The organism is Pseudomonas sp. 15A4 (genome assembly GCF_016925575.1).
Lineage (GTDB): Bacteria > Pseudomonadota > Gammaproteobacteria > Pseudomonadales > Pseudomonadaceae > Aquipseudomonas.
Genome location: NZ_CP068986.1, coordinates 1,701,431 through 1,724,663 on the forward strand (window position 1 = coordinate 1,701,431; position 23,233 = coordinate 1,724,663).

General features: G+C 61.7%; 21 protein-coding genes and 2 pseudogenes. 18 read left to right on the forward strand and 5 right to left on the reverse strand.

The window, feature by feature from the left end:
• Window positions 1-130 precede the first annotated feature (130 nt).
• The 4 genes from JN403_RS07670 to JN403_RS07685 all read left to right on the forward strand — a co-directional run bounded on the left by JN403_RS07670 (window position 131) and on the right by JN403_RS07685 (window position 4,746).
• Window positions 131-2,041 carry a sigma-54-dependent Fis family transcriptional regulator gene (locus JN403_RS07670; protein ID WP_205486630.1) on the forward strand — a complete coding sequence of 637 codons (1,911 nt, stop codon included), beginning with the start codon at window positions 131-133 and terminating at the stop codon, window positions 2,039-2,041.
• Window positions 2,042-2,490: 449 nt separating this feature from the next.
• Entirely contained in the window at window positions 2,491-3,840 is a 1,350-nt protein-coding gene (gene mpl, locus JN403_RS07675) for a UDP-N-acetylmuramate:L-alanyl-gamma-D-glutamyl-meso-diaminopimelate ligase (protein WP_205486632.1), read from the forward strand.
• Complete coding sequence (gene ubiX / locus JN403_RS07680; protein ID WP_065988388.1) at window positions 3,837-4,466, forward strand: flavin prenyltransferase UbiX; 630 nt, start codon at window positions 3,837-3,839, stop codon at window positions 4,464-4,466. Before mpl ends, ubiX begins: the two co-directional genes overlap by 4 nt.
• Window positions 4,459-4,746 carry a YceK/YidQ family lipoprotein gene (locus tag JN403_RS07685; protein WP_122536988.1) on the forward strand — a complete coding sequence of 96 codons (288 nt, stop codon included), beginning with the start codon at window positions 4,459-4,461 and terminating at the stop codon, window positions 4,744-4,746. Before ubiX ends, JN403_RS07685 begins: the two co-directional genes overlap by 8 nt.
• 375 nt (window positions 4,747-5,121) lie before the next feature.
• Here the strand turns inward: JN403_RS07685 and JN403_RS07690 are convergent, their stop codons facing one another.
• The 3 genes from JN403_RS07690 to JN403_RS07700 form a co-directional block, all read right to left on the reverse strand.
• The gene (locus JN403_RS07690; protein ID WP_172609825.1) at window positions 5,122-5,763 is read right to left on the reverse strand and encodes an oxidoreductase; all 642 of its coding nucleotides are present in this window, start codon (window positions 5,761-5,763) and stop codon (window positions 5,122-5,124) included.
• Window positions 5,764-5,886: 123 nt separating this feature from the next.
• Window positions 5,887-7,581 (reverse strand): C13 family peptidase, encoded by a 1,695-nt coding sequence (locus JN403_RS07695; RefSeq protein ID WP_205486634.1) that lies wholly within the window; start codon window positions 7,579-7,581, stop codon window positions 5,887-5,889.
• Between the two features lie 170 nt (window positions 7,582-7,751).
• The gene (locus tag JN403_RS07700) at window positions 7,752-8,207 is read right to left on the reverse strand and encodes a MaoC family dehydratase (protein WP_122536879.1); all 456 of its coding nucleotides are present in this window, start codon (window positions 8,205-8,207) and stop codon (window positions 7,752-7,754) included.
• Window positions 8,208-8,403: 196 nt separating this feature from the next.
• Between JN403_RS07700 and JN403_RS07705 the strand changes: the two genes are divergently transcribed.
• From JN403_RS07705 to JN403_RS07715, 3 genes are read left to right on the forward strand one after another with little or no spacing between them, the layout of a single operon-like run.
• Entirely contained in the window at window positions 8,404-8,766 is a 363-nt protein-coding gene (locus JN403_RS07705; RefSeq protein WP_108121576.1) for a CidA/LrgA family protein, read from the forward strand.
• Between the two features lie 2 nt (window positions 8,767-8,768).
• Window positions 8,769-9,479: an LrgB family protein gene (locus tag JN403_RS07710; RefSeq protein ID WP_172612984.1), complete on the forward strand. Its 711-nt coding sequence runs from the start codon at window positions 8,769-8,771 to the stop codon at window positions 9,477-9,479.
• A gap of 10 nt (window positions 9,480-9,489) precedes the next feature.
• On the forward strand, window positions 9,490-10,080 hold the full coding sequence (locus tag JN403_RS07715) for an LON peptidase substrate-binding domain-containing protein (RefSeq protein WP_122536881.1): 591 nt from the start codon (window positions 9,490-9,492) through the stop codon (window positions 10,078-10,080).
• A gap of 64 nt (window positions 10,081-10,144) precedes the next feature.
• Here the strand turns inward: JN403_RS07715 and JN403_RS07720 are convergent, their stop codons facing one another.
• Together JN403_RS07720 and JN403_RS07725 are read right to left on the reverse strand one after the other, a co-directional pair.
• Entirely contained in the window at window positions 10,145-11,461 is a 1,317-nt protein-coding gene (locus JN403_RS07720) for a bifunctional DedA family/phosphatase PAP2 family protein (protein ID WP_205486636.1), read from the reverse strand.
• A 4-nt stretch (window positions 11,462-11,465) separates the two neighbouring features.
• Window positions 11,466-12,149: a DNA-3-methyladenine glycosylase gene (locus JN403_RS07725; RefSeq protein WP_205486638.1), complete on the reverse strand. Its 684-nt coding sequence runs from the start codon at window positions 12,147-12,149 to the stop codon at window positions 11,466-11,468.
• A 609-nt stretch (window positions 12,150-12,758) separates the two neighbouring features.
• On the opposite strand from JN403_RS07725, the gene JN403_RS07730 reads away from it, so the two are divergent.
• From JN403_RS07730 to lipB, 11 genes and pseudogenes are all read left to right on the forward strand, one after another.
• Window positions 12,759-14,033, forward strand: coding sequence for a glutamate-5-semialdehyde dehydrogenase (locus JN403_RS07730; protein WP_205486640.1), 1,275 nt, complete (start codon window positions 12,759-12,761; stop codon window positions 14,031-14,033).
• Between the two features lie 82 nt (window positions 14,034-14,115).
• Entirely contained in the window at window positions 14,116-14,760 is a 645-nt protein-coding gene (gene nadD, locus JN403_RS07735; RefSeq protein WP_122536989.1) for a nicotinate-nucleotide adenylyltransferase, read from the forward strand.
• 66 nt (window positions 14,761-14,826) lie between these two features.
• Window positions 14,827-15,246 (forward strand): ribosome silencing factor, encoded by a 420-nt coding sequence (gene rsfS, locus JN403_RS07740; RefSeq protein ID WP_065988378.1) that lies wholly within the window; start codon window positions 14,827-14,829, stop codon window positions 15,244-15,246.
• 9 nt (window positions 15,247-15,255) lie between these two features.
• Entirely contained in the window at window positions 15,256-15,723 is a 468-nt protein-coding gene (gene rlmH, locus JN403_RS07745) for a 23S rRNA (pseudouridine(1915)-N(3))-methyltransferase RlmH (RefSeq protein ID WP_065988377.1), read from the forward strand.
• 31 nt (window positions 15,724-15,754) lie between these two features.
• On the forward strand, window positions 15,755-17,653 hold the full coding sequence (gene mrdA / locus JN403_RS07750; protein ID WP_122536885.1) for a penicillin-binding protein 2: 1,899 nt from the start codon (window positions 15,755-15,757) through the stop codon (window positions 17,651-17,653).
• Between the two features lie 31 nt (window positions 17,654-17,684).
• Window positions 17,685-18,787 (forward strand): annotated as a pseudogene (gene rodA / locus JN403_RS07755) (rod shape-determining protein RodA).
• 17 nt (window positions 18,788-18,804) lie between these two features.
• Window positions 18,805-19,815, forward strand: coding sequence for a lytic murein transglycosylase B (gene mltB, locus JN403_RS07760; RefSeq protein ID WP_205486641.1), 1,011 nt, complete (start codon window positions 18,805-18,807; stop codon window positions 19,813-19,815).
• A pseudogene (locus tag JN403_RS07765) lies at window positions 19,815-20,856 on the forward strand (septal ring lytic transglycosylase RlpA family protein). Before mltB ends, JN403_RS07765 begins: the two are co-directional and overlap by 1 nt.
• 195 nt (window positions 20,857-21,051) lie before the next feature.
• Window positions 21,052-22,212: a D-alanyl-D-alanine carboxypeptidase family protein gene (locus JN403_RS07770; RefSeq protein ID WP_122536889.1), complete on the forward strand. Its 1,161-nt coding sequence runs from the start codon at window positions 21,052-21,054 to the stop codon at window positions 22,210-22,212.
• Between the two features lie 97 nt (window positions 22,213-22,309).
• Window positions 22,310-22,585, forward strand: coding sequence for a DUF493 domain-containing protein (locus JN403_RS07775; protein ID WP_122536890.1), 276 nt, complete (start codon window positions 22,310-22,312; stop codon window positions 22,583-22,585).
• A complete protein-coding gene (gene lipB, locus JN403_RS07780; protein ID WP_122536891.1) occupies window positions 22,585-23,232 on the forward strand; it encodes a lipoyl(octanoyl) transferase LipB in 648 nt (215 codons plus the stop codon). Before JN403_RS07775 ends, lipB begins: the two co-directional genes overlap by 1 nt.
• Window position 23,233 lies beyond the last annotated feature (1 nt).

The following is a 23,233-nucleotide window of genomic DNA, read 5'->3' on the forward strand; positions in this document are numbered from 1 at the left end:
GTGACACTTTGTACCCTTTGCGTGACAGCTTGGCGGACCCCGCCTTTCGCAGCATTGCAATGAATCCGGGCCAGGAGGATGCTGAGTCGCAAATCCTCCGCAGAGCCCCGGCTCAGGATGAAGAATAAAAATGCACAGCAATCACCTGACGCGCCACGCCGAACAAGTGCTGACCGTTACCCAAGGCAAAACGCCCCATCAATACGGCCCCGGCGCCGACCCTTCCATTGCCCGTTCATGGCTGCGGTGCCTTGAGGATTATCACCTCGACCCCGCGCAAGCGATGGCGCCTACCGTTCTTGAACATGCGCGGGTGCTGGAGAGTCGCGAGCAGTTGCAGCAGGTCCTGACCATCGCCGGCGACGAGATGAACAGCCTGCACCGTCAGCTTGCGGGCGGCAGTGCGGTGCTGCTGACCGATGCCCGCGGAATCATCCTGAACTGCGTGACCGAGTCAGGCGATCGACGGATTTTCGAGCGCGCCGGTCTGTGGCTGGGGGCCGACTGGAGCGAGGCGCGGGAGGGCACCAACGGCATCGGCACTTGCCTGGTCGAGCGTCAGTCGGTGACCATCCATCGCGACGAGCATTTTCGCGGCCGCCACACCGGGCTGACCTGTTCCGCGAGCCCGGTGTTCGATCCCCATGGCGATCTGCTTGCGGTGCTGGACGTTTCTTCGGCTCGGCACGACGTGTCCCGCCAGAGCCAGTTTCACACCATGGCGCTGGTGAATCTGTCGGCGAAGATGATCGAAAGCAGCTATTTCCTGCGTCATTTCGACGATCATTGGCTGCTGCGTTTTCATCTTCAGGCCGGCGCGGTCGGTTTGTTCAGTGAAGGGCTGCTGGCCTTCGACGGCGCGGGCCGCGTCAGTGCGCTGAACCAGAGCGCGCTGAATCTGCTGGGCCTGAGCCGTGGCGATCTGGTGGGGCAGGGCGTGGAATCGTTGTTTGACTGCTCGCTGGATGAACTGCTGAGCCGCGCTTCGCCGGACGCCGCTGCCAGTTGGCCGCTGCGCACCCGTGACGGGCGTGGATTCTTCGCCGTGCTGCGTGGGCAATCCCGTGCCGAGCTGAAGGGGCTTGTTACTCCGGTGGTCAGCAAGTTGGCTGTACCGCTCCCTTCGAACGACATCTGCCTGGGCGACGCGTCGCTGCAAACTGATTTCCGTCGCGCGCTGAAGGTATTCGAGCGCGACGTGCCGTTGCTGATCAACGGCGAAACTGGCTCTGGCAAGGAGGCGTTCGCCAAGGCGGTGCATCAGTCGAGTCAGCGCTCCGCTAAACCGTTCGTGGCGCTGAACTGCGCGGCCATTCCGGAAAGCCTGATCGAGAGCGAGCTGTTCGGCTACCGCGGCGGCAGCTTTACCGGCGCGCGCAAGGAAGGCATGCGCGGCAAGCTGCAACAGGCCGATGGCGGCACGTTATTTCTGGATGAGATCGGCGACATGCCGGTGGCCTTGCAGACACGGTTATTGCGCGTGCTGGAAGATCGGTTGGTAGTGCCTATTGGCGGAGAGCCACAAGCGGTGGATGTCCGACTGATCAGCGCCACCCACCGGAATCTGCTGGAGCGGGTGGAGGACGGCAGCTTTCGCGAAGATCTGTTTTATCGGCTTAACGGCTTGGAAATCGCCTTGCCGCCGTTGAGAGAGCGGGGCGATAAGGCTCAGTTGCTGGCGTTTCTGCTGGAACAGGAGGCGGATGGGCTTTCGATTGTCATTGAGGCGAAGGCCAGGCAGGCGCTGCTGGACTTTAACTGGCCCGGCAACGTGCGGCAGATGCGCAACGTGCTGCGTACCCTGGCGGCACTGTGTGATGAGGGACGGATTTGTTTCGATGACCTGCCGGTGGCGATTCGGCAGGGCAGTGCGCAGACGAAGCCCGACGTTTACCATTCACCGCTGGAAGACGCCGAACGCGAAGCGCTCATCGCTACTCTGGAAACCCAACGCTGGCACATGACCCACGCCGCCCGGGAGCTGGGGGTGAGCCGGAATACGTTGTACAGAAAGCTGCGCAAGCATGGGATCAGCCGCTGAAGTCCTGGGTGGATGAAGCCGGTGTGAATGCTCGCAATTCTGTGGTGTGACGCCCGACGCCTTCCCGGCTAAAGCCGGTCCCACTAGGAGACTGCGGTGAGTCAGTGGGATCGCGGTCAGCCTGTAGAACCGGCTTCAGCCGGGAAGAGGTCAGTGTGCGCGCCATCAATTCTGCTGTGTGCACGCGGTCTCGTAGTAGGACCGGCTTCAGCCGGGAAGAGGTCAGTGTGAGCACCATCAATGCTGCAGTGTGCACGCGGTCGCTTAGTGGGACCGGCTTCAGCCGGGAAGAGGCCGGTGTGAGCGCCATCAGTTTCTGCGGTGTGGCATCTGACGCCTTCCCGGCTAAAGCCAGTCCTACCATGGCGTTCACTCGCTCTCGGTAATTCCCCCGTGCGCATCCACTGCCTTCTACGCTAACCTGCGGCCCATGTTCTAAGAGGTCGGTCATGCACATTCATATTCTGGGTATCTGCGGCACGTTCATGGGTTCGCTGGCGGTGCTCGCCAAGGATCTGGGCCATAAAGTCACCGGCTCCGATGCCAACGTCTACCCGCCGATGAGCACGCAGCTCGAAGCGCAGGGCATTCAGTTGATGCAGGGTTACGACCCGTCGCACCTTGAGCCGGCGCCGGATCTGGTGGTGGTCGGCAATGCCATGTCGCGCGGCAATCCCGCGGTCGAATATGTCCTGAACAAGGGCCTGCCCTATGTTTCCGGGCCGCAATGGCTGGCCGATCACGTTCTTCGCGGTCGCTGGGTACTCGCCGTGGCAGGCACCCATGGCAAAACCACCACCAGCAGCATGCTCGCCTGGGTGCTGGAACACGCTGGCATGGCCCCGGGCTTCTTGATCGGCGGTGTGCCGCAGAACTTCGATGTCTCGGCGCGCCTGGGCGATACGCCGTTTTTCGTCGTCGAGGCGGATGAATACGACAGCGCCTTCTTCGATAAGCGCTCCAAGTTCGTCCACTACGGCCCGCGCACCGCCATCCTCAATAACCTGGAATTCGATCACGCCGACATCTTCCCGGATCTCCCGGCCATCGAACGTCAGTTCCACCACCTCGTGCGCACCATCCCGAGCGAAGGCCTGGTCATTCACCCGACCACCGAGCCCGCGCTTGAGCGCGTAATTCAAATGGGCTGCTGGACGCCGGTGCAAACCACGGGCGAGGGCGGTCAATGGCAGGCGAACCTGCTCAGCGAAGACGGCTCGAGGTTCGAAGTGCTGTTTGAAGGTGCGGTCCAAGGCGTCGTTGACTGGGGCATGACCGGTCAGCACAACGTGGCGAATGCCTTGGCCACCCTCGCCGCCGCCCGCCACGTGGGCGTGGTGCCGCAGCAGGGCGTCGACGCGTTGAGTGCGTTCAAGAGCGTGAAGCGGCGCATGGAAAAGGTCGCCGAAGTGCGCGGCATCACCATCTACGATGACTTCGCCCACCACCCGACAGCCATCGCCACCACGCTGGACGGTCTGCGCAAGAAGGTCGGCGATGCGCCAATCATTGCCATCGTCGAGCCCCGCTCCAACTCCATGAAGCTCGGTGCCCACCGCGACGGTCTGCCGGAAAGCGTGGTGCAGGCCGATCAGGTGGTCTGGTATGCACCGGCCAACCTGGGTTGGGATCTGGCGGCGACCGCTGCGGAGTGCACTATTCCATCGTTGGTATGCGACAGCCTCGACGGCATCATCGAGCTTGTGAAAAATCAGGCCGAGCCCGGCACCCACGTGGTGATCATGAGTAACGGCGGTTTCGGCGGCCTGCACGGCAAACTCGCGGAGGCGCTGCAATGAGCGGCCCGGAACGCATCACGCTGGCGATGACCGGCGCGTCCGGCGCGCAATACGGCCTGCGCCTGCTGGACTGCCTGGTGCGCGAAGACCGCGAAGTGCATTTCCTCATCTCCAAGGCCGCGCAGCTGGTCATGGCCACCGAAACCGACGTCAACCTGCCGCCCAAACCGCAGATGATGCAGGCGTTTCTCAACGAATACACCGGCGCGACCGCGGGCCAGATTCGGGTGTACGGCAAGGAAGACTGGATGTCGCCAGTGGCGTCCGGTTCAGGCTCGCCGAGTGCGATGGTAGTAGTGCCGTGTTCGACCGGGACGCTGTCGGCGATCGCCACGGGCGCCTGCAACAACCTGATCGAGCGCGCCGCAGACGTGACGTTGAAGGAGCGTCGGCAGCTGATTCTGGTGCCCCGCGAGGCCCCGTTTTCCAGCATCCATCTGGAGAACATGCTCAAGCTGTCGAACATGGGCGCGGTGATTCTGCCGGCGTCGCCTGGTTTCTATCACCAGCCGCAGACGATCGATGATCTGGTGGATTTCGTCGTGGCGCGGATCCTCAACCTGCTCAACATCCCGCAAGACATGCTGCCGCGTTGGGGCGAGCATCATTTTGGCGCTGATGAATAAGCTCGTTGTCATTGCCCTGGGCCTGTTGCTGACGACGGGCTGCTCGACCGTGCGTACTCTTGATGCCAATCAGCCCGGCGCGCCGGTGGTTTACGCCGGCACGCGACTGGATCTGTACGCCATCGAAGGCGGCTGCTGCGAGAAGGATCGCTTCGGCACCGAGGCGCCGAAATACCCGATGCTCGACCTGCCCGGCAGCGCGCTGCTCGACACGCTGCTGCTGCCGCTGTCGATCCTGACCGCGCTGGGTGTGGGCTTTCAGGCTACGGGCGGGATGTAATTCCGATCGGCGATCTCTGTAGAGTGAGCTTGCTCGCGATTCCGATATGACTGGCCCTGTAAGGGGTGACTGTCAGAACGCATTCGCGAGCAAGCTCACTCCTACAAAGTGGTGCGTTGTCGGGGGCTGGATGCATTCCATGTGGGAGCGAGGACGGCATTTCAGGCGCTAAAGATGTAGCGGGTGTCTCGGCTTCTTCGTGAGCAAGCTCACTCCCACAATGTGTGGTGCGGTGTCGGGGCTGAACGCATTCCATGTAGGAGTGAGCTTGCTCGCGATTGCGGTGTTACCGGCCCTTAAAGGGTGACTGTCCAAACGCGTTCGCGAGCAAGCTCACTCCTACACAGTTTTGCTGTCAGCTCGAGCAGTGCTCAGTCATTTCCCCAACCGCCGCAAATCATCTGATTCAACCACCCGCACCCCGTCCTGCTCTTCCAGCGCCAGACGCCACAGCGCGCGGGCGAGGTTGCAGGCTTCGATACCGCCGTATTTGCCGGGAATCAGCTTGGCAATCGGCGCGGCCAGTTGCTCCACGAACCGTTGATCCTGCCGCTCGCCAATCAACAATGACGGCTGGGCGATGGTCAGTTGCGGCCAGCCCTGAAGCTTCAGCGCTTCTTCCATCTCGCCTTTGACGCGGCTGTAAAAGATGCTCGACTCCGGGTCGGCATTCACGGCGCTGATCACCAGCAGGTGACGCGCCCCCAACTCGCGGGCACGTTTGCCGAACGCCACGACCATGTCCAGATCGACCGCCCGGAACGCCTCCTGCGAGCCAGCCTGTTTAATGGTGGTGCCCAGGCAGCAGAAGGCGATGTCGATGGGGCCTTCAAGTGCGGGCAGCAAGCTTTGAAGCTCGCCGACGGGGTTTTCCAGGCGTGGATGTTCAGCCAGAGGACGACGGCTGGGGGCGAGAACGCGGGTGACAGTGGGTTCGTTAAGCAGGCGGTCGAGCAAGTGCTCGCCAGTCAATCCGGTAGCTCCGGCAAGCAAAATGTGCTGAGGCGTCAAGTACATGATCTTTCTCCCTTGATACGCCACAAGCATAGGCGCTGTACCGGAACAGACTGCGGGCGAAGCGGGAGGGTTTCACAAAAACACATGAAATGTTCATGCGCCCCCGCGTTTCCGCCTGAGCACTCAGCGTCGAACGGTATTCAGCGCGCGCTCCGCCTGACTTTTACGCAACTGCCGCCAATGGGTGACCACGCCTTTCGGCGCCCACATCTGCGGCTCGGAGGCTTCGAAGCTTTCGTCCGTCTCACGCTGGGCGACGATGTCTTTTGCCTCATTGAACGCTTGCACCAGATCGTCGGTTTCCACCAGTGCCTTCCCGAACAGCGCCTCGCCGAAGTAGGTGAAATCGGCCTCCTCAGAGCAGCCAAACGACACGCGATCTTCACGTGAGGCGGTAATCACCATCGTCCGCTCGTCCTTGATCACCGGAATGAAACCGCCCGAATAGCAGGCGGAAATCACCACCACCTTGTCGCGATTCTTCAGCGGAGCCAGCACGCCGGCCATCTCGTTGGCGGGCAGGTCGGACAGCTCCAGACGCGGCTGATCCAGCACCAACTCGTGGTCGTGGGTGCCGTGGCTGGTCAGGTAAATGAAGATCAAATCTTCCGGGCCGCTGCGCTTGGCCAACGTTTGCACGGCGCGGCTGATGGTCTCGCGGGTGGCCAGAGGACGATCAGCCATGTGATCGCGATGGTTCACCAAGGTGATCTGACCCGAAGCACCGAAGCGCGTGGCCAGCAGCTTGTTGACGTAATCGGCCTCGCGCAGAAAGACGCTCTGCTTGCCATCGCCACCCACGACGAGGCTGTAAAGCTCGATGGCCGGCGTGGAGGCGGGCACGGCGGCGAGGGCCTTTTCGACGAGGGCACCCTGGGCGAGCAAGCCGATTTCCAGCGGATCCGGCAGCAGCTTGCCGGCGGCATCGCGCACCCGTTGGCCGTTCGACCAGGTGCCGCTCTGGACTTCGCCTTCCGCGGTGGTCAGCACGCCGCTGCCTTGATAGTTGTCGTTCTCGAACTGCCCGATGTACACGCTGCCGTCGGGGAGCTTCAGGCTGCCCGAGCCTGCGAAGCGCCAGTTTTTGAAGTCGCCTTGGTAGCGGGTCCCGTCCGCGCCGATCAACTCGCCCTTGCCGGTGAACGCGCCATCCTTGAACTGCCCCGACCAGACATCGCCATCGGCGTTTTCGTAGCGACCGCGACCGTTGAGCTGATTGTTGTGAAAGCCGCCGACGTATTGATCGCCATCGGCGCTGTTGAAATTGCCCGTGCCTTCAAGCTGGCCGTCGACAAACTTGCCGCTGAACTGGTTGCCCGCCGAATCGTTGCGCTGGCCCTCGCCGTTGGGTTTGCCGTGGGCGAACTGGCCCTGGTACTCGCTGCCGTCGTCCAGTTCCAGATGACCGGCGCCGTCATAGAGGTCGGCCTTGAACTCGCCGCGATAACTCATGCCGTGCTCTTTCAGCGTGCCTTCGCCGTCGCGCCGCCCCAGCTTGTAGCCGCCGACGTAGCTGCCAGCGCTGGTCGTCAGCGAGCCCTGGCCGTGGAAAAGCCCGTCCTGAAAACCGCCGCGGTACACGTCACCGTTGCTGGCGTGCCACTCGCCCTGGCCGTTCCACTGCCCGCTCTTGAATTCCCCGGCGTACCAGCTGCCATTGGGGTAATCGATCCGGCCTTTGCCCTGCAACACGCCGTTGATCACGTCGCCGCGATAGCGTCCGCCATCGGGCAGGCGAGCGTCAGGGGGCAACAGCGATTCGCCGTCGCCGCAAGCGGCAAGAAGGAAGGTCAGGGCCAAAGGAGCAAACGCGCGCATGGTAAATCCCGAAAAAAGATGTTTCGGCGTGATCTGATCGCGTACGTGTATCGAGTCGCTCACACAGCCGCAGCGAGTATGCCGCAGCGAGGAACGCTCATGAAACAGTCTGTTACGACTGTTTCATGTTTCGGGACGGTTTGCGGAAGCTTTATGAAGAGGCGGCGGGGTTATACGAAGCACAGCGAAAGCGGTTCAGCCACGAACGCGGGCTTGTCCTGGCCTTCGATTTCAAGCGTTGCCGTGGCTTTGAGCAGCCATTGGCCGGGCTTCTTTTCAGTGACCTGCGCCAGCGTGACTTTTAGACGAACGCGCGAATCCACTTTCACCGGCTGAATGAATCGCACGCTGTCCAGGCCATAGTTGATCGCCATCTGCATGCCTTCGGGAACCACCATCAAGGACTCCATCAGCTTGGGGATCAGCGACAGCGACAGAAAGCCATGGGCGATGGTCGATCCGAACGGGGTTTGGGCTGCTTTGACCGGATCGACGTGGATGAATTGAAAGTCGCCGGTCGCTTCAGCAAACAGATTGATACGCGCCTGATCGATGGTCAGCCAGTCGGAACATCCCAGGTCCTTGCCTTCATAGCTTTTGAGTGCTGCAACGGGTACGTGGGGCATCGCTACTCTCCTTGTGGGTGATTGTTCTGGCGCGCGATCTTCACCGGCGCGGTGGCGTCGGCGCTGTTATTGCTTGGCATTGAAGATCAGCACGCCCGCCTGCGCGGGTCAACGTCCCCTCAAGTGGCGAATACCACCCCATAGGCAGCGCGGGTGGCGTGCCTATAATGTCGCCGCGAATCTGCTGGAGTTTTCTATGTTGCTAAGAGGCCTGACCTGGCTTGTGCTGTTCCAACTGATCGGAACCGCGCTCAATCACCTGTTTCTCTCGATCCTGCCCGGCCCGATCATCGGGCTGGTGCTGCTGATGATTTACCTGATGACCCGCGGTGAAGTCAGTGAACCCATCAGCCTGGCCGCCAGTAGTTTGCTGCGATACCTGCCGCTGCTGCTGGTGCCGCCCGCCGTGGGTGTGATGGTGTACGCCGACCAGATCGCCGAGGACTTCTGGGCGATCGTCGGCTCGCTGGTGATTTCCCTGATGGTCTCGCTGACCTTCGCCGGCTGGCTGATGCAGAAACTCATCGACCGTCAGGCCAGTCGCCGGGAGCCATCATGAGTCTGGACTGGCATGGCGCCTGGCTGTCGGTGATTCATCATCCCTTGTTCGGCATCGCCATTACATTGGGCGCCTATCAACTGGTGCTGGCCGGCTACGAGAAAACCCGCTGGGTGTTTTTGCAACCGGTGCTCATCTCGATGCTCGTGGTCATTGGCGTGCTGGTGGGCTGCGGGCTGTCCTACGTCGAGTACCGCAAAAGCACCGAGATCCTCAGCATTCTGTTGGGCCCGGCGACGGTCGCGCTGGCCGTGCCGCTTTATCTGAATCTGCGGCGTATCCGACAGCTGTTCTGGCCGGTATTGACTACGCTGGTGGTGGGTGGCGTGCTGGCTACCGGGCTGTGCGTCGGGCTGGGTTGGGTGCTCGGCGCCGATCACATGATCCTGATGACCATGGCGCCCAAGTCCGTGACGTCGCCGATCGCCATGCTGGTGGCCGAGCAGATTGGTGGTGTGGCGGCGCTGGCTGCGGTGTTTGTGTTGATAACCGGGGTGATCGGCGGCATATTCGGCCCCGGTCTGCTGACTCTGGCGGGGGTTAATAGCCCGGAAGCGAGGGGCATGGCCCTAGGGCTGACGGCCCACGCGGTGGGTACGTCGGCGGCCCTGCAGGAAAGTGAGGAATGCGGTGCCTTCGCGGCGCTGGCGATGAGTTTGATGGGTGTCGCCACGGCATTGTTTCTGCCGTTGGCGGTGTCTCTGGTTGCTTGAGGATGGGTTTATGTCGTTGCCGCTGTTTCCACTGAACGCCGTGCTGTTCCCGGGCTGCGTGCTTGATCTGCAGATTTTCGAGGCGCGCTACCTGGACATGATTGGCCGCTGCATGAAGCAGGGCGAAGGTTTTGGCGTGGTCTGCATCACTGAAGGCAGTGAGACGGGCGACGTACCGGATGGTTTTTCGATGATCGGCTGCGAAGCGCGGGTCACCGATTTCCAGAAGCAGGACAACGGCCTGCTCGGCATTCGCGTGGTGGGCGCCCGACGGTTTCGGGTAAAGGACTTCAGCACCCAGCGCGATAACCTGCTGGTCGGCGATGTCGAGTGGCTCGACGATCCTCAGGAACAGCCGCTGCAGGAGGAGGACGACGACCTGGTCGCGTTACTTGCCGCGTTGGCCGAGCACCCGATGGTGGCCGCGCTGAACATGGGGCTCACCGCCAGCGGTCAGCATTCGCTGGCCAATCAACTGGCCTACCTGTTGCCTTTCACTGAAGAAGACAAGATCGAGTTGCTGGAGATCGAAGACGCTGAACAACGGCTCGACGCGATTCAGGACCTGCTCGACGAGATGCAGGGCGACATGCAGGCCTGATTGCGTTTTTGCTCGCGTTGGCGCGGCCCGGATCGTTAACCCGTCGGGTCGCGCCTGAGCGGTTTCAGTACTGATAGCGGATCAAACCGTGCGGGAACGAGTGCAGCCCGAACCCGCCGAACAGCGCCACCATCGCCGGCAGCACCAGCCACCACACCTTGATCGGCAGGGCCTCCAGCGGCTTTTTGTTCTGCACGAAAGCAAGGCTCGCCGCACAGGTGAAAAACGCCAACAGCATCCCCGCCGTGACATCCGTTGGCCAATGCACGCCCAGGTACACCCGTGACATGGCGATCGCCAGCGCCGGAATCCCGCCCAGCAGCAGCCACGTCAACCGCAGCCGTATGGGTTGACCCCGACCCGCGAGCACCGCCAGGGCCATGAACAGCGCAAACGAGGCCGATGCGTGTCCGCTCGGCATGCTATAGGTCGCCAGCGGCTCGGCCAGCACCTCAGGCCTTGCGCGGGCGAAGGTGTATTTCATGCTCTGGTTGATCAATGCAGCGCCAAGGGCTGTCCCGACCACGAAGATCGCATGGCGCCACTGACGTGTGGCGACCAGCAGAATCGTCAGCAGGGCAGCGGCGCAGAACTGAGTCCGGAAATCCCCCAGGCCGGTCACCATGACCACGAAGTTTTCCGCTGCAGCGCTTCGGCTGGCCTGGACCACGGTCATGATGCCCTGATCGAAATCGGCCAGATACGGCCAACCCAGAAACACACTTGCCAGCAGCACAAAGCACGTCAGGGCGATAACCTTGGTCGCGTAGGACTTTTGCCGCAGGCTGCTCTGCACGCTGATGCCCAGCAGGATCGCCAGCCCGCCGCCCACCACGGCAGCCTGGGGCCAGAAGTTTTCCGGCAGCGGCAGGCGGATCGCCGCACCGGTCGCCCAACCCGGCAGAATGTAGGCCACGGACCAACCGGCGGCGGCGATCAGGCTGACGCCGGCAAAGCGCACGAACGGCATGTCGCACATCCCGGCCACCATCGGCAGCATCGGGCGCAGCGGTCCGATAAAGCGGCCGACCAGCAGGCTGGCGATACCGTAGCGCTGGAAGTAGGTCTCGGCGCCGCCTATCCATTCCGGGTGATTGCGCAGGCCGGGCAGTTGACGAATCTTCTGATGAAACCGTCGACCCAGAAAGTACGACACCAGGTCGCCCAGTATCCCGCCGAGGAACCCCAGCAGCAGCGCCTCACTCAGCGGGAGTATGCCGCTGCCAGCCAGTGCGGCGATGGCGAACAGCACAACGGTGCCGGGGACGACGATGCCGGCGATGGCCAGGCACTCGATGAACGCGACGATGAAAATCGCCGCACCGAGCCAGGAGGGATTGGCGCTTAGCCAAGAGGTGATGCTATCGAGCCACGCGCCCATGGGTTCAGTTTCCTTGCTCGATGAAAGTATAGTCGCGTCCTTCGACTTGCCCGCGTCTGACCGGGTTCCGTGTGCAGAAACGGGCATAGGCGGCGTCAACGAACCGGTACATCAGGTGCTCGTCGCGTCCGGCGGGAATACCGAGGCGCGTCGTTTGAATAATCCGCGGCGGTCGCTGACCCACGTCCTCGACAAAAAGCTGTTCTTCATCAAAACGCTTGGCATCCCACATCGGCACTTTCAGGCCCAGCGCTTTGCACAGCAACGTCTGCCCGGCGCACAGCCGCTCGGGCGTGCGCACGTTTCCGCTGGCGTCGGGATTGTTGAGCAGCATGCGGGCGAGGGCGTTCTCATCGGACACTGCATCGACCCAGGGGTAAGCCGATTTAATCAACACGGCATTGCCCGGACCCTCCGCACTGAAGTTCAGCGAATCACCGCCGCGGGCGTAATACATATAAATGTGCCCGCCCTCCAGAAACAAAGCCTTACGTTTTTCCGTATAACCGAGGGACGAATGACTGCCCTTTTCAGCCACGTAATACGCCTCCGTCTCAATAATCCGCGCCGACAACCACAAATCGCCGACCTTGTGACGGATCACCTTGCCGAGCAAATCCCGGGCGAGGGTCTGTGCATCGCGATTAAAAAAACTGTCCGGCAGAGCGCGTGGTGATTGGTCAGGCATAAAAAGGCAGTCAGAGAATGGACCGCGATCATATCAACATCGGCCTTAATTGGAGCTGAATGGGTGAGAGTGGGCGCGAAGCCGGGGACAGATTTATTTACGGTGAAACGTTGTAAATAAATCAGTCCCCTACCAACATCCTTCTCACGTCAGTGCCCGCACTGACGCCTTCCCGGCTAAAGCCGGTCCCACTAACGCACCGTGTTCACATAGTGGGACCGGCTTTAGCCGGAAGCTCTTGATCCGCCTAAACGCGCTTTTGATCTTGATGTTCGTACGCAAAAACTCCAGCCGCCAATCGCGACTTGGGTGCAGGCTGAACGCAGGGCCCACGGAGCGAGACCGGAGTGAAGGAACCCGACGAAGTCGGGCCCAACCAGGAGCAAAGCGTTTTTGGTTACTTTTGGGGCGCTCTTGCCAAAAGTGACCCGCCGTAAGGGCGGAACCATAATCTGCGGCACCCGAGATAACGGATATACACCCAACCGCTGCTGACCATTAAAAAGAAGAAAACCCCCTTATTCCGACCATCCGCCCGTCGCCGCTGTCGTTCAGCACGCCCGACAGCTATAATCCGCCGCTTTCCCATTTGCCAAGCCATCCGAGACCATGACTGAGTCCGTTCTTGACTACATGACCCGCCTGGGTCGCGCCGCCCGCGAAGCCTCCCGCGTGATCGGCCGTGCCAGCACCGCACAGAAGAACCGCGCCCTCGCAGCCACCGCTGCCGCGCTGGACGCTTCCCGTGCCGAGCTGACCGCCGCCAACGAACAAGACCTCGCTGCCGGCCGCGCCAATGGACTCGAACCCGCTCTGCTCGAACGCCTCTCCCTGACCCCGGCCCGCATCGACAGCATGATCGCCGGCCTGCGCCAGGTCGCCAGCCTGCCTGACCCCATCGGCACCCTGCGCGACATGAACTTCCAGCCCTCCGGCATTCAGGTCGGCAAAATGCGCGTGCCACTGGGGGTCGTCGGCATCATCTATGAGTCGCGCCCCAACGTAACCATCGACGCCGCCAGCCTCTGCCTCAAATCCGGTAACGCCACCATCCTGCGTGGCGGCTCCGAAGCCATACATTCCAACCGCGCCATCGCCGCCTGCATCCAGCGTGGCCTCGACGAAGCCGGCTTGCCTGCCGCCGTCGTGCAAGTCGTCGAAACCACCGACCGCGCCGCCGTGGGTGCGTTGATCACCATGCCGGAGTACGTGGACGTCATCGTTCCCCGTGGCGGCAAAGGCCTGATCGAACGCGTCAGTCGCGACGCCAGAGTCCCGGTCATCAAACACCTGGACGGCATCTGCCACGTCTACGTCAGTGCCCACGCCGACCTGGCCGCTGCCCAGCGCATCAGCTTCAACGCCAAGACCTACCGTTATGGCATCTGCGGCGCGATGGAAACCCTGCTGGTCGACCAAACCATTGCCGCAGATTTCCTGCCGCCCATGGCCGCCCAGTTCCGCGAAAAAGGCGTCGAACTGCGCGGTTGCGAGCGCACCCGCGACCTGATCGACGTCTTGCCGGCCACCGAAGAAGACTGGCACACCGAGTACCTTGCGCCGATCCTTTCGATCCGCATCGTGACCGGTCTGGATCAGGCCATCGAACACATCAATCATTACGGCTCGCATCACAGCGACGCCATCATCTCCGACTCGCAAGCCCAGACTCGCCGCTTCATGGCTGAAGTCGACTCGAGTTCGGTGATGGTCAACGCGCCCACCAGCTTTGCCGATGGTTTCGAATATGGCCTGGGCGCGGAAATCGGCATTTCCACCGACAAGATTCACGCGCGCGGTCCCGTGGGGCTTGAAGGCCTGACCTGCGAGAAATACATCGTTGTCGGCGATGGCACACAATTACGCGGGCAGGGGCCAGTCTGACTTGGCCGACATCGGTCAGCCTTCAGGCAGCGGCGCGCAGGCAGTGGCCGATCCGATTGCGGTTCCGCTGAACACTGCGCGGGTGCCCCAGCGCGTCGGCATACTCGGCGGCACGTTCGACCCGGTGCACATTGGCCATTTGCGTGGCGCACTGGAAGTCGCCGAGCAGCTGAAACTCGATGAGTTGCGTCTGACGCCCAGCGCCCGACCGCCTCATCGCGACACGCCGAGCGTTTCGGCGCAGGACCGTCTGGCGATGGTCCGGTGCGCGGTCGCCGGCGTGCCGCCATTGACGGTGGATGATCGCGAGCTGTTGCGCGACAAGCCGTCGTATACGATCGACACGCTGGAGTCGTTGCGCGCGGAACTGGCGGCCGATGACCAGCTATTTTTATTGCTGGGTTGGGACGCCTTTTGCGGGCTGCCTTCCTGGCATCGGTGGGAAGAGTTGCTGGAGCACTGCCATATCGTGGTGCTGCAACGCCCGGACGCCGACAGCGAGTCCCCGGATGCGATGCGCAATCTGCTCGCGGGACGTGCCGTCAGTGATCCGAAGGCCCTTAAAGGGCCCGGCGGAAAGATTACGTTCGTCTGGCAGACGCCGCTTTCGGTGTCTGCCACCCAGATCCGTCAACTGCTGGCCAGCGGTAAGTCGGTACGTTTTCTGGTGCCAGACGCGGTACTGGCCTATATCGATACGCACGGGCTGTACCGTGCGTCGAACTGAAGGTGTGTTGCTACGCAGCCAAGTGCGCGAAGAAACGCCCAAACATACGAGTTGAAAGAGTTTTTTATGACTGACAAACGCGCTGTAAACCCAATCATCGAAGTCATCAGGGCTGCCCTGGAAGACGTCAAAGCCCAGGATATTCAGGTGCTGGACGTTCGTGACAAGCAAAGCATCACCGACTACATGGTCATCGCGACCGGTACCTCCAACCGCCAGATCAACGCGATGCTCGACAAGGTCCGCGAAGAAGTCAAAAAGCAGGGCCTCAAGCCGCTGGGCGAAGAAGGCAAGGGCGACAGCGACTGGGTGCTGCTGGACCTGGACATTGCCATCGTTCACATGATGACTGCGTCCGCTCGCCAGTTTTACGACCTCGAGCGTCTGTGGGCCGGTGCCGAGCAGAGCCGTTCGGCCAGCGCTGCACACCACAGCCCGGAAAACGCTCACGAGCATTTCGACAAGCTGAACAAAGACCAGGCCTAAGGCTTCGTCGTGCGTTTGCGTCTGATCGCCGTCGGTTCCCGCATGCCCAAGTGGGTGGAAGAGGGTTGGCATGAATATGCCAAGCGTCTGCCATCCGAACTGGCGCTGGACCTGGTGGAAATTCCGCTCAACACCCGTGGCAAGAACGCCGACGTGGCACGCCTCATCCGTCAGGAAGGCGAGGCCATGCTGGCGAAAGTGCAGCCGGGCGAGCGGATCGTCACGCTTGAAGTGCATGGCAAGCCATGGAGCACCGAGCAGCTGGCGGGCGAGCTCGATCGCTGGCGTCTGGATTCGCGCACGGTCAACCTGATGGTCGGCGGTCCGGAAGGGCTGGCGCCGGAAGTCTGTGCCCGGGCCGAGCAGCGTTGGTCGTTGTCGCCGCTGACGTTGCCGCACCCGTTGGTGCGCATCCTCATCGGTGAGCAGATCTATCGTGCCTGGACCGTGCTGTCCGGTCACCCTTATCACAAGTAGCGCCGCTGCCTTCACTGTGAACCTGCCCTAAATGTCTCAGCCGATTCGCCTGAAAGACCACGAAAAGGACGCACGCCTGGTGCGCAGCCGAGTCGTGGTCGGTGCAGTCGCGGTGGTCGTGCTGATCTGCGTGCTGATCGCGCGGCTGTATTTCCTGCAGGTCATCCAGTACGAGTACCACTCGACGCTGTCCGAGAACAATCGCGTTCACGTGCAGCCGATCCCGCCGAGTCGCGGATTGATCTACGACCGTAACGGCGTGGTCATCGCCGACAACCGGCCAAGCTTCAGCCTGAGCATGACCCGCGAACGTTCCGGCGAATGGACGCAAGTGCTGGACACCATTGTCCAAGTGCTCGAGTTGACGCCTGACGACCGGATCATCTTCGAAAAGCGCATGAAGCAGGGCCGTCGGCCGTTTGAGCCGGTGCCCATCCTGTTCGAGCTAACCGAAGAGCAAATTGCCCGCATCGCCGTTAACCAGTTCCGCCTGCCGGGCGTTGAAGTGGTGGCGCAGTTGGTTCGCCACTATCCCCAGGGTGAGCACTTCGCGCACTCGGTGGGTTACATGGGCCGGATCAACGAGAAAGAGCTGAAAAGCCTCGATCCGGTGAATTACAGCGGCACCCATCACATGGGCAAAACCGGGATCGAGCGTTTCTACGAACCTGAGCTGCACGGTCAGGTCGGTTACGAAGAAGTCGAAACCAACGCCCGCGGCCGTGTACTGCGCGTGCTCAAACGGACCGATCCGGTGCCCGGCAAGGACATCGTCCTGAGCCTCGACATCCAGTTGCAGGAAGCCGCCGAGGCCGCGCTGGCCGGGCGTCGTGGAGCGGTGGTGGCGCTGGACCCAAGCACCGGCGAGGTGCTGGCGATGGTCAGCCAGCCGAGCTTCGATCCGAACCTGTTTGTCACCGGCATCAGCTTCAAGGCCTACTCCGAGCTGCGCGATTCGGTCGACCGCCCGCTGTTCAACCGTATCCTGCGGGGCTTGTATCCACCGGGTTCGACGATCAAGCCCGCCGTGGCGATTGCCGGTCTCGACACTGGCGTGATTACGGCGAGTACGCGGGTCTTCGACCCCGGCTATTACATGCTGCCGAACTACGATCACAAGTACCGTAACTGGAACCGCACCGGCGACGGCTGGGTGGACCTGGACACCGCCATCATGCGCTCCAACGACACCTACTTTTACGATCTGGCCCACAAGGTCGGGATCGATCGGCTGTCGGCGTACCTGAACAAGTTCGGCATCGGCCAGAAGGTCTCGCTGGACATGTTCGAAGAATCACCCGGCCTGATGCCGTCCCGTGACTGGAAGCGCGTCACCCGGCGGCAGGCGTGGTTCCCGGGCGAAACACTGATTCTGGGGATCGGCCAGGGCTACATGCAGGCCACCCCGCTGCAGTTGGCCCAAGCTACGGCGCTGGTGGCGAACAAAGGCAAATGGAACCGTCCGCACCTGGCCAAGACCGTCGAAGGGCAGAAGCCGGTGGACGAAAACCCGATGCCGGACATTGTCCTGCGCGACCCCTCTGACTGGGGCAAGGTCAACCACGGCATGCAGCAAGTCATGCACGGCGCCCGCGGCACTGCGCGCAAGGCGGCGATTGGTGCGCAGTACCGCATCGCTGGCAAGAGCGGTACAGCCCAGGTCGTCGCCATTCGGCAGGGTGAAAAGTACGACCGCTCGAAAGTCCAGGAGCGTCACCGCGACCACGCCTTGTTCGTCGGCTTCGCGCCGGCCGACAGCCCGAAGATCGTCGTTGCAGTGATGATTGAAAACGGCGAGTCCGGGTCGGGTGTTGCCGCGCCGGTGGTGCGACAGGTCATGGACGCCTGGCTGCTCGATCCCCAGGGCCATCTGAAACCCGAATACGCCAGCAATGCACAGCCTCCGGAGACCGCGGCCCGTGAAGAGTAATTTCGACCGCATCCTTTCCAGCGAAGATGTGATGCGCCGTCGCGCCACGTTCCTGCAGAAAATCCACGTCGACGGCCCACTGCTGGTCCTGCTGCTGACGCTGGCGGCGGGCAGCCTGTTCGTGCTGTATTCGGCCAGCGGCAAGAGCTGGGACCTGCTGATCAAACAAGCGACCTCCTTCGGCATCGGCTTGGTGTCGATGTTCGTCATCGCCCAGCTTGAACCCCGATTCATGGCCCGCTGGGTGCCCGCCGCCTACGTGATCGGCGTTTTACTGCTGGTGGCGGTGGACGTCATGGGCCACAACGCCATGGGCGCCACGCGCTGGATCAACATTCCCGGGGTCATCCGCTTCCAGCCCTCGGAATTCATGAAGATCATCATGCCGGCGACCATCGCCTGGTACCTGTCCAAGCGTACGCTGCCGCCGCACCTCAAGCATGTGGCGGTGAGCCTCGGGCTGATTGGTCTGCCGTTCATTCTGATCGTGCGTCAGCCGGACCTCGGCACCTCGCTGCTGATTCTGGCGTCCGGCACGTTCGTGCTGTTCATGGCCGGCCTGCGCTGGCGCTGGATCATCAGCGTGGTGGCGGCAGCGGTCCCGGTGGCCGTCGGCATGTGGTTCTTCTTCATGCACGACTACCAGAAGCAGCGGATCCTGACCTTCCTCGACCCGGAGAGCGATCCGCTCGGCACCGGCTGGAACATCATTCAGTCCAAGGCGGCGATCGGTTCGGGCGGCGTATTCGGCAAAGGCTGGCTGATGGGCACGCAGTCGCACCTGGACTTTCTGCCGGAAAGCCACACCGACTTCATTATTGCGGTGCTCGGTGAGGAATTCGGGCTCGTGGGAATCTGCGCGCTGCTGCTGATCTACCTGTTACTGATCGGCCGTGGGCTGGTCATCACTGCCCAGGCACAGACGCTCTACGGCAAGCTGCTCGCGGGCAGCCTGACCATGACCTTTTTGTTTACGTTTTCGTCAATATCGGTATGGTCAGCGGTCTGCTGCCGGTCGTAGGCGTGCCGTTGCCCTTCATTAGCTACGGCGGAACTTCGCTGGTGACGCTGCTGTCAGCGTTTGGTGTTTTGATGTCGATCCACACGCATCGCAAATGGATCGCTCAGGTTTGATTAAGGTGAAGAACTCAATGCAAGTAGTGCGTGGCTGGGCTGCTCGATATGCGCCGCTGGTCGGTCTGATGGGCATCTTCGGCTCAGTGCAGGAATCACTTGCCGGTGACTATGACGGCTCTCCTCAAGTCGCCCAGTTCGTCAGCGAAATGACCCGCGATTATGGTTTTGCGGGCGAGCAACTGATTGATGTGTTCCGCGATGTGCAGCGCAAGCAGGCCATTCTCGATGCCATTTCACGGCCCGCCGAGCGCGTCAAACCGTGGAAGGATTATCGCCCGATGTTCCTCACCGAGGCGCGCGTTGCCCGGGGCGTCGACTTCTGGCGTCAGCACGAGGCCGCCCTGGCGCGCGCCGAGCAAGAGTACGGTGTACCGGCCCAGGTGATCGTTTCGATTATCGGGGTAGAGACGTTTTTCGGCCGCAATACCGGTAATTACCGGGTGATGGACGCGTTATCGACGCTGGCGTTCGACTATCCTCCGCGGGCTGATTTCTTCCGCAAGGAGTTGCGTGAGTTCCTGCTGCTGTCCCGCGATCAGCAGGTCGACCCGCTGACGCTCAAAGGCTCATACGCCGGGGCCATGGGGCTGCCCCAGTTCATGCCGAGCAGCTTTCGCGCCTACGCCGTGGATTTCGACGGCGACGGCCACATCAACATCTGGAACGACCCGGATGATGCGATCGGCAGCGTGGCCAGCTATTTCCAGCGTCACGGCTGGGTGGCCGGCCAGCCGGTTGTGAGCCGCGCGGACGTGCGTGGTGACCGTGTTGACGAGGGCTTGAGCCCTGGCATTGATCCGGTGAAAAACGTTGGGGAGTTGCGAGCGTTGGGCTGGGCGAGTCATGATGCGCTGCGCGACGACATGCCGGTCACGGCGTTTCGCCTCGATGGGGACAAAGGCCCTGAATACTGGATGGGTTTGAAGAATTTTTACGCAATCACGCGATACAACCGCAGCGTGATGTACGCCATGGCCGTGCATCAGCTGTCTGAAATGCTTGTTCAAGCCCGGGACGTCAAGTAATGCGGTCACTGCCGATGCAACAACCATTGAAACTGATGGCCTTCACGGCGCTGACTTTGCTGATCGTCAGTTGCTCAACCAGCCGCCCGACGACCTCGACGCAGCGGCAGCAGGGCAACGTGATCCGCGCGCAGCCGGGGCTGGACATCAACAGGGCGCATAAAGACGGCGCGCCCTGGTGGGACGTTGACGTTTCGCGCATCCCCGACGCCATTCCGACCCTGCACACCGGCCCGTACAAAGCCAACCCGTACACCGTGCTGGGCAAGACCTATTTCCCGCTCAGCGATTCCAAGACCTATTCCCAGACGGGAACGGCGTCCTGGTACGGCACCAAATTCCACGGCCAGAACACCGCCAACGGCGAGGTCTATGACCTGTACGGCATGAGCGCGGCGCACAAGACGCTGCCGCTGCCCAGCTACGTTCGCGTGACCAATCTGGACAACAACCGCACGGTGATCCTGCGGGTCAACGATCGCGGCCCGTTCTATTCCGACCGCATTATCGACTTGTCCTACGCGGCGGCGAAGAAACTCGGTTATGCCGAAACCGGCACGGCGCGTGTAAAAGTCGAAGGTATCGATCCTTCTCAGTACTGGGCTCAGCGCGGCAAACCGGCGCCGCTGATGCTGGATCAGCCGCAAGTGGCGAGCAGCAATCCACCGCCTCGGCAGCCAGCGGCGCCGGTGATTACCGCATCGGCGGGCACGATCGAGCAATGGACGCCGCCCCCGCAGCAGCACGCCGCTCCGGTCACGCCCGTACCGATCGACGCAAAAAAACGTTTCCGGACAAGCGTCTGGGCTGTTTCTCCAAGTGGGAGCCTTCGCCAACCCGGACGCTGCGGAACTCCTGAGATCGAAATTGAGCGGGATGGTCCGAGCGCCGGTGTTCGTGAGTTCGATCGCACGCAATCAACAGACGCTTTATCGCGTGCGGATGGGACCGGTCGACACGCCGGGTGAAGCCCAGCAACTGCAAAACAGCGTAAGGTCGGCCAATCTCGGCTCGCCAAGCGTCGTGACGTCGGACCAGTAACGCCTTTATCAGCGATGCCCGCCCCGGCAACGGAGGCGAGTTTCGCCGCCTGACCGACGACGTGCCGACCGGGTTTGTCGTTGTCAGCAGCTTTTCACGGCATGTTCTGTAGAATGTGAGCCCGTTTGCCGGGGTAGCCCGGCACCCGCTTTGCCCGCAAGGGCATGTTTGCCCATTAGCATTTTCGAGAGACGGATGAACATCACCAGCTTTGCAAAACGCCTTTGCCTGCTTATCCCGCTATTCACCGCGCCTGCCGTGTTTGCGGCAGAACAGATGACGCCATCGCCACCGCAACTGGCTGCCAAGGCTTATGTGCTGATGGACGCCAACAGCGGCAACGTTCTGGTCGAAAACAATGGCGACCAGCGCCTGCCACCGGCCAGTCTGACCAAGCTGATGACCGCCTACATCGCCACGCTGGAAATCCGTCGCGGCCAGATCGGCGAAAACGACCCTGTGACCGTCAGCGAAAACGCCTGGCGCACCGGCGGCTCGCGGATGTTCATCAAGGTGGGCAGCCAGGTCACCGTCAGTGACCTGCTGCACGGCATCATCATTCAGTCGGGTAACGACGCCAGCGTTGCGCTTTCCGAGCACATCGCCGGCAGCGAAGACGCCTTCGCCGACCTGATGAACAAGACCGCTGCCGACCTGGGCATGGTCAACAGCCACTTCATGAACCCGACCGGCCTGCCGAATCCTGATCACTACGCCACCGCCCATGACATGGCCCTGCTGGCACGCGCGATCATTCACGAAGACCCGGCGCACTACGCGATCTACTCGCAGAAAGAGTTCTTCTGGAACGGCATCAAGCAGCCAAACCGCAACCTGCTGCTGTGGCGTGACAAGACCGTCGACGGTCTGAAAACCGGTCACACCGAAGAAGCCGGCTACTGCATGGTGTCCTCGGCCGTTCGTGATGGCATGCGTCTGATTGCTGTGGTGTTCGGCACCAACAGCGAGCAAGCGCGTGCTGCCGAAACCCAGAAGCTGCTGACCTACGGTTTCCGCTTCTTCGAAACCCAGACCTTCTATCAGAAAGGCACCGAGCTGGCTCAGGCGCCGGTCTGGAAAGGCACCGAGCGTCAAGTCAAAGCCGGTCTGGCAGAAGACCTGACCATGACCATGCCAAAAGGCGAGCTGAAGAAGCTGGCCGCCAGCATGACCATGAATCCACAGCTGGTTGCTCCGATCGCCAAAGGCGACGTTATCGGCAAGGTTGAGGTCAAGCTGGACGACAAGGTCGTGCACAGCGCCAACCTGATCGCCCTCGACGCCGTCGAGGAGGGTGGCATCTTCCGCCGCCTGTGGGATAGCATCCGCTTGTTCTTCTACGGTCTGTTCAACTGATCAACGATTGATCAAAGCTGACCGTTGCTCCGTACGCCCCCGTCGCTGACCGCGCCGGGGGCCTGTCCGTTTTCCGGCTTACGAGGCCGTTACTGCCATGACAGATTCCGAAGTAAAAGCGCCAAAAATCGAATTTCCCTGCGCCGACTATCCGATCAAGATCATCGGCGACACGGGCGTGGGCTTCAAAGACAGAGTCATTGAGATTCTTGAGAAACACGCGACCGTTGACATGAAAACCCTGGCCGAGCGCCAGAGCAGCAACGGCAAGTACACCACCGTTCAGCTGCATATCATTGCCACCGGGCAAGACCAGCTTTACGACATCAACAGCGAATTGCGGGCCACCGGCTTCGTGCACATGGTGCTGTGATGGGCGCGGTTCTGGGCTTTCGTGAACTCGGTCTGACCGACTACGAGCCCACCTGGCAGGCCATGAAACGCTTTACCGATGGTCGCGACCGCGACACCGCCGATGAGGTCTGGCTTGTGCAGCATCCGCCCGTGTTCACTCAGGGCCAGTCTGGCAAGCCCGAGCATTTGTTGCTGCCGGGGGATATCCCGGTGGTACAGGTCGATCGCGGCGGCCAAGTGACTTATCATGGCCCCGGCCAACTGGTCGCTTACTTGCTGCTGGACGTGCGCCGTCTGGGCTTTGGCGTTCGCGACCTGGTCACGCGGATCGAGCACAGCCTGATCGACCTGCTGGCCAGTTACGGCGTAGACGCAGCCGCCAAGGCTGACGCGCCGGGTGTGTACGTCGATAGCGCCAAGATCGCCTCACTGGGGCTGCGCATCCGCAATGGCTGTTCGTTTCACGGCCTTGCGTTGAACGTCGATATGGATCTGGACCCTTTTAAACGGATTAATCCCTGCGGGTATGCGGGGCTGGCGATGACCCAGCTGCGCGAACAGGCAGGTCCGATTGAATTTGCCGAGGTTAGTGCCCGGCTGCGTGCGCAGCTCGTCAACCACCTCGACTACGCTGAGCAGACGACCCTAACGGGCGGAATGGATTGAT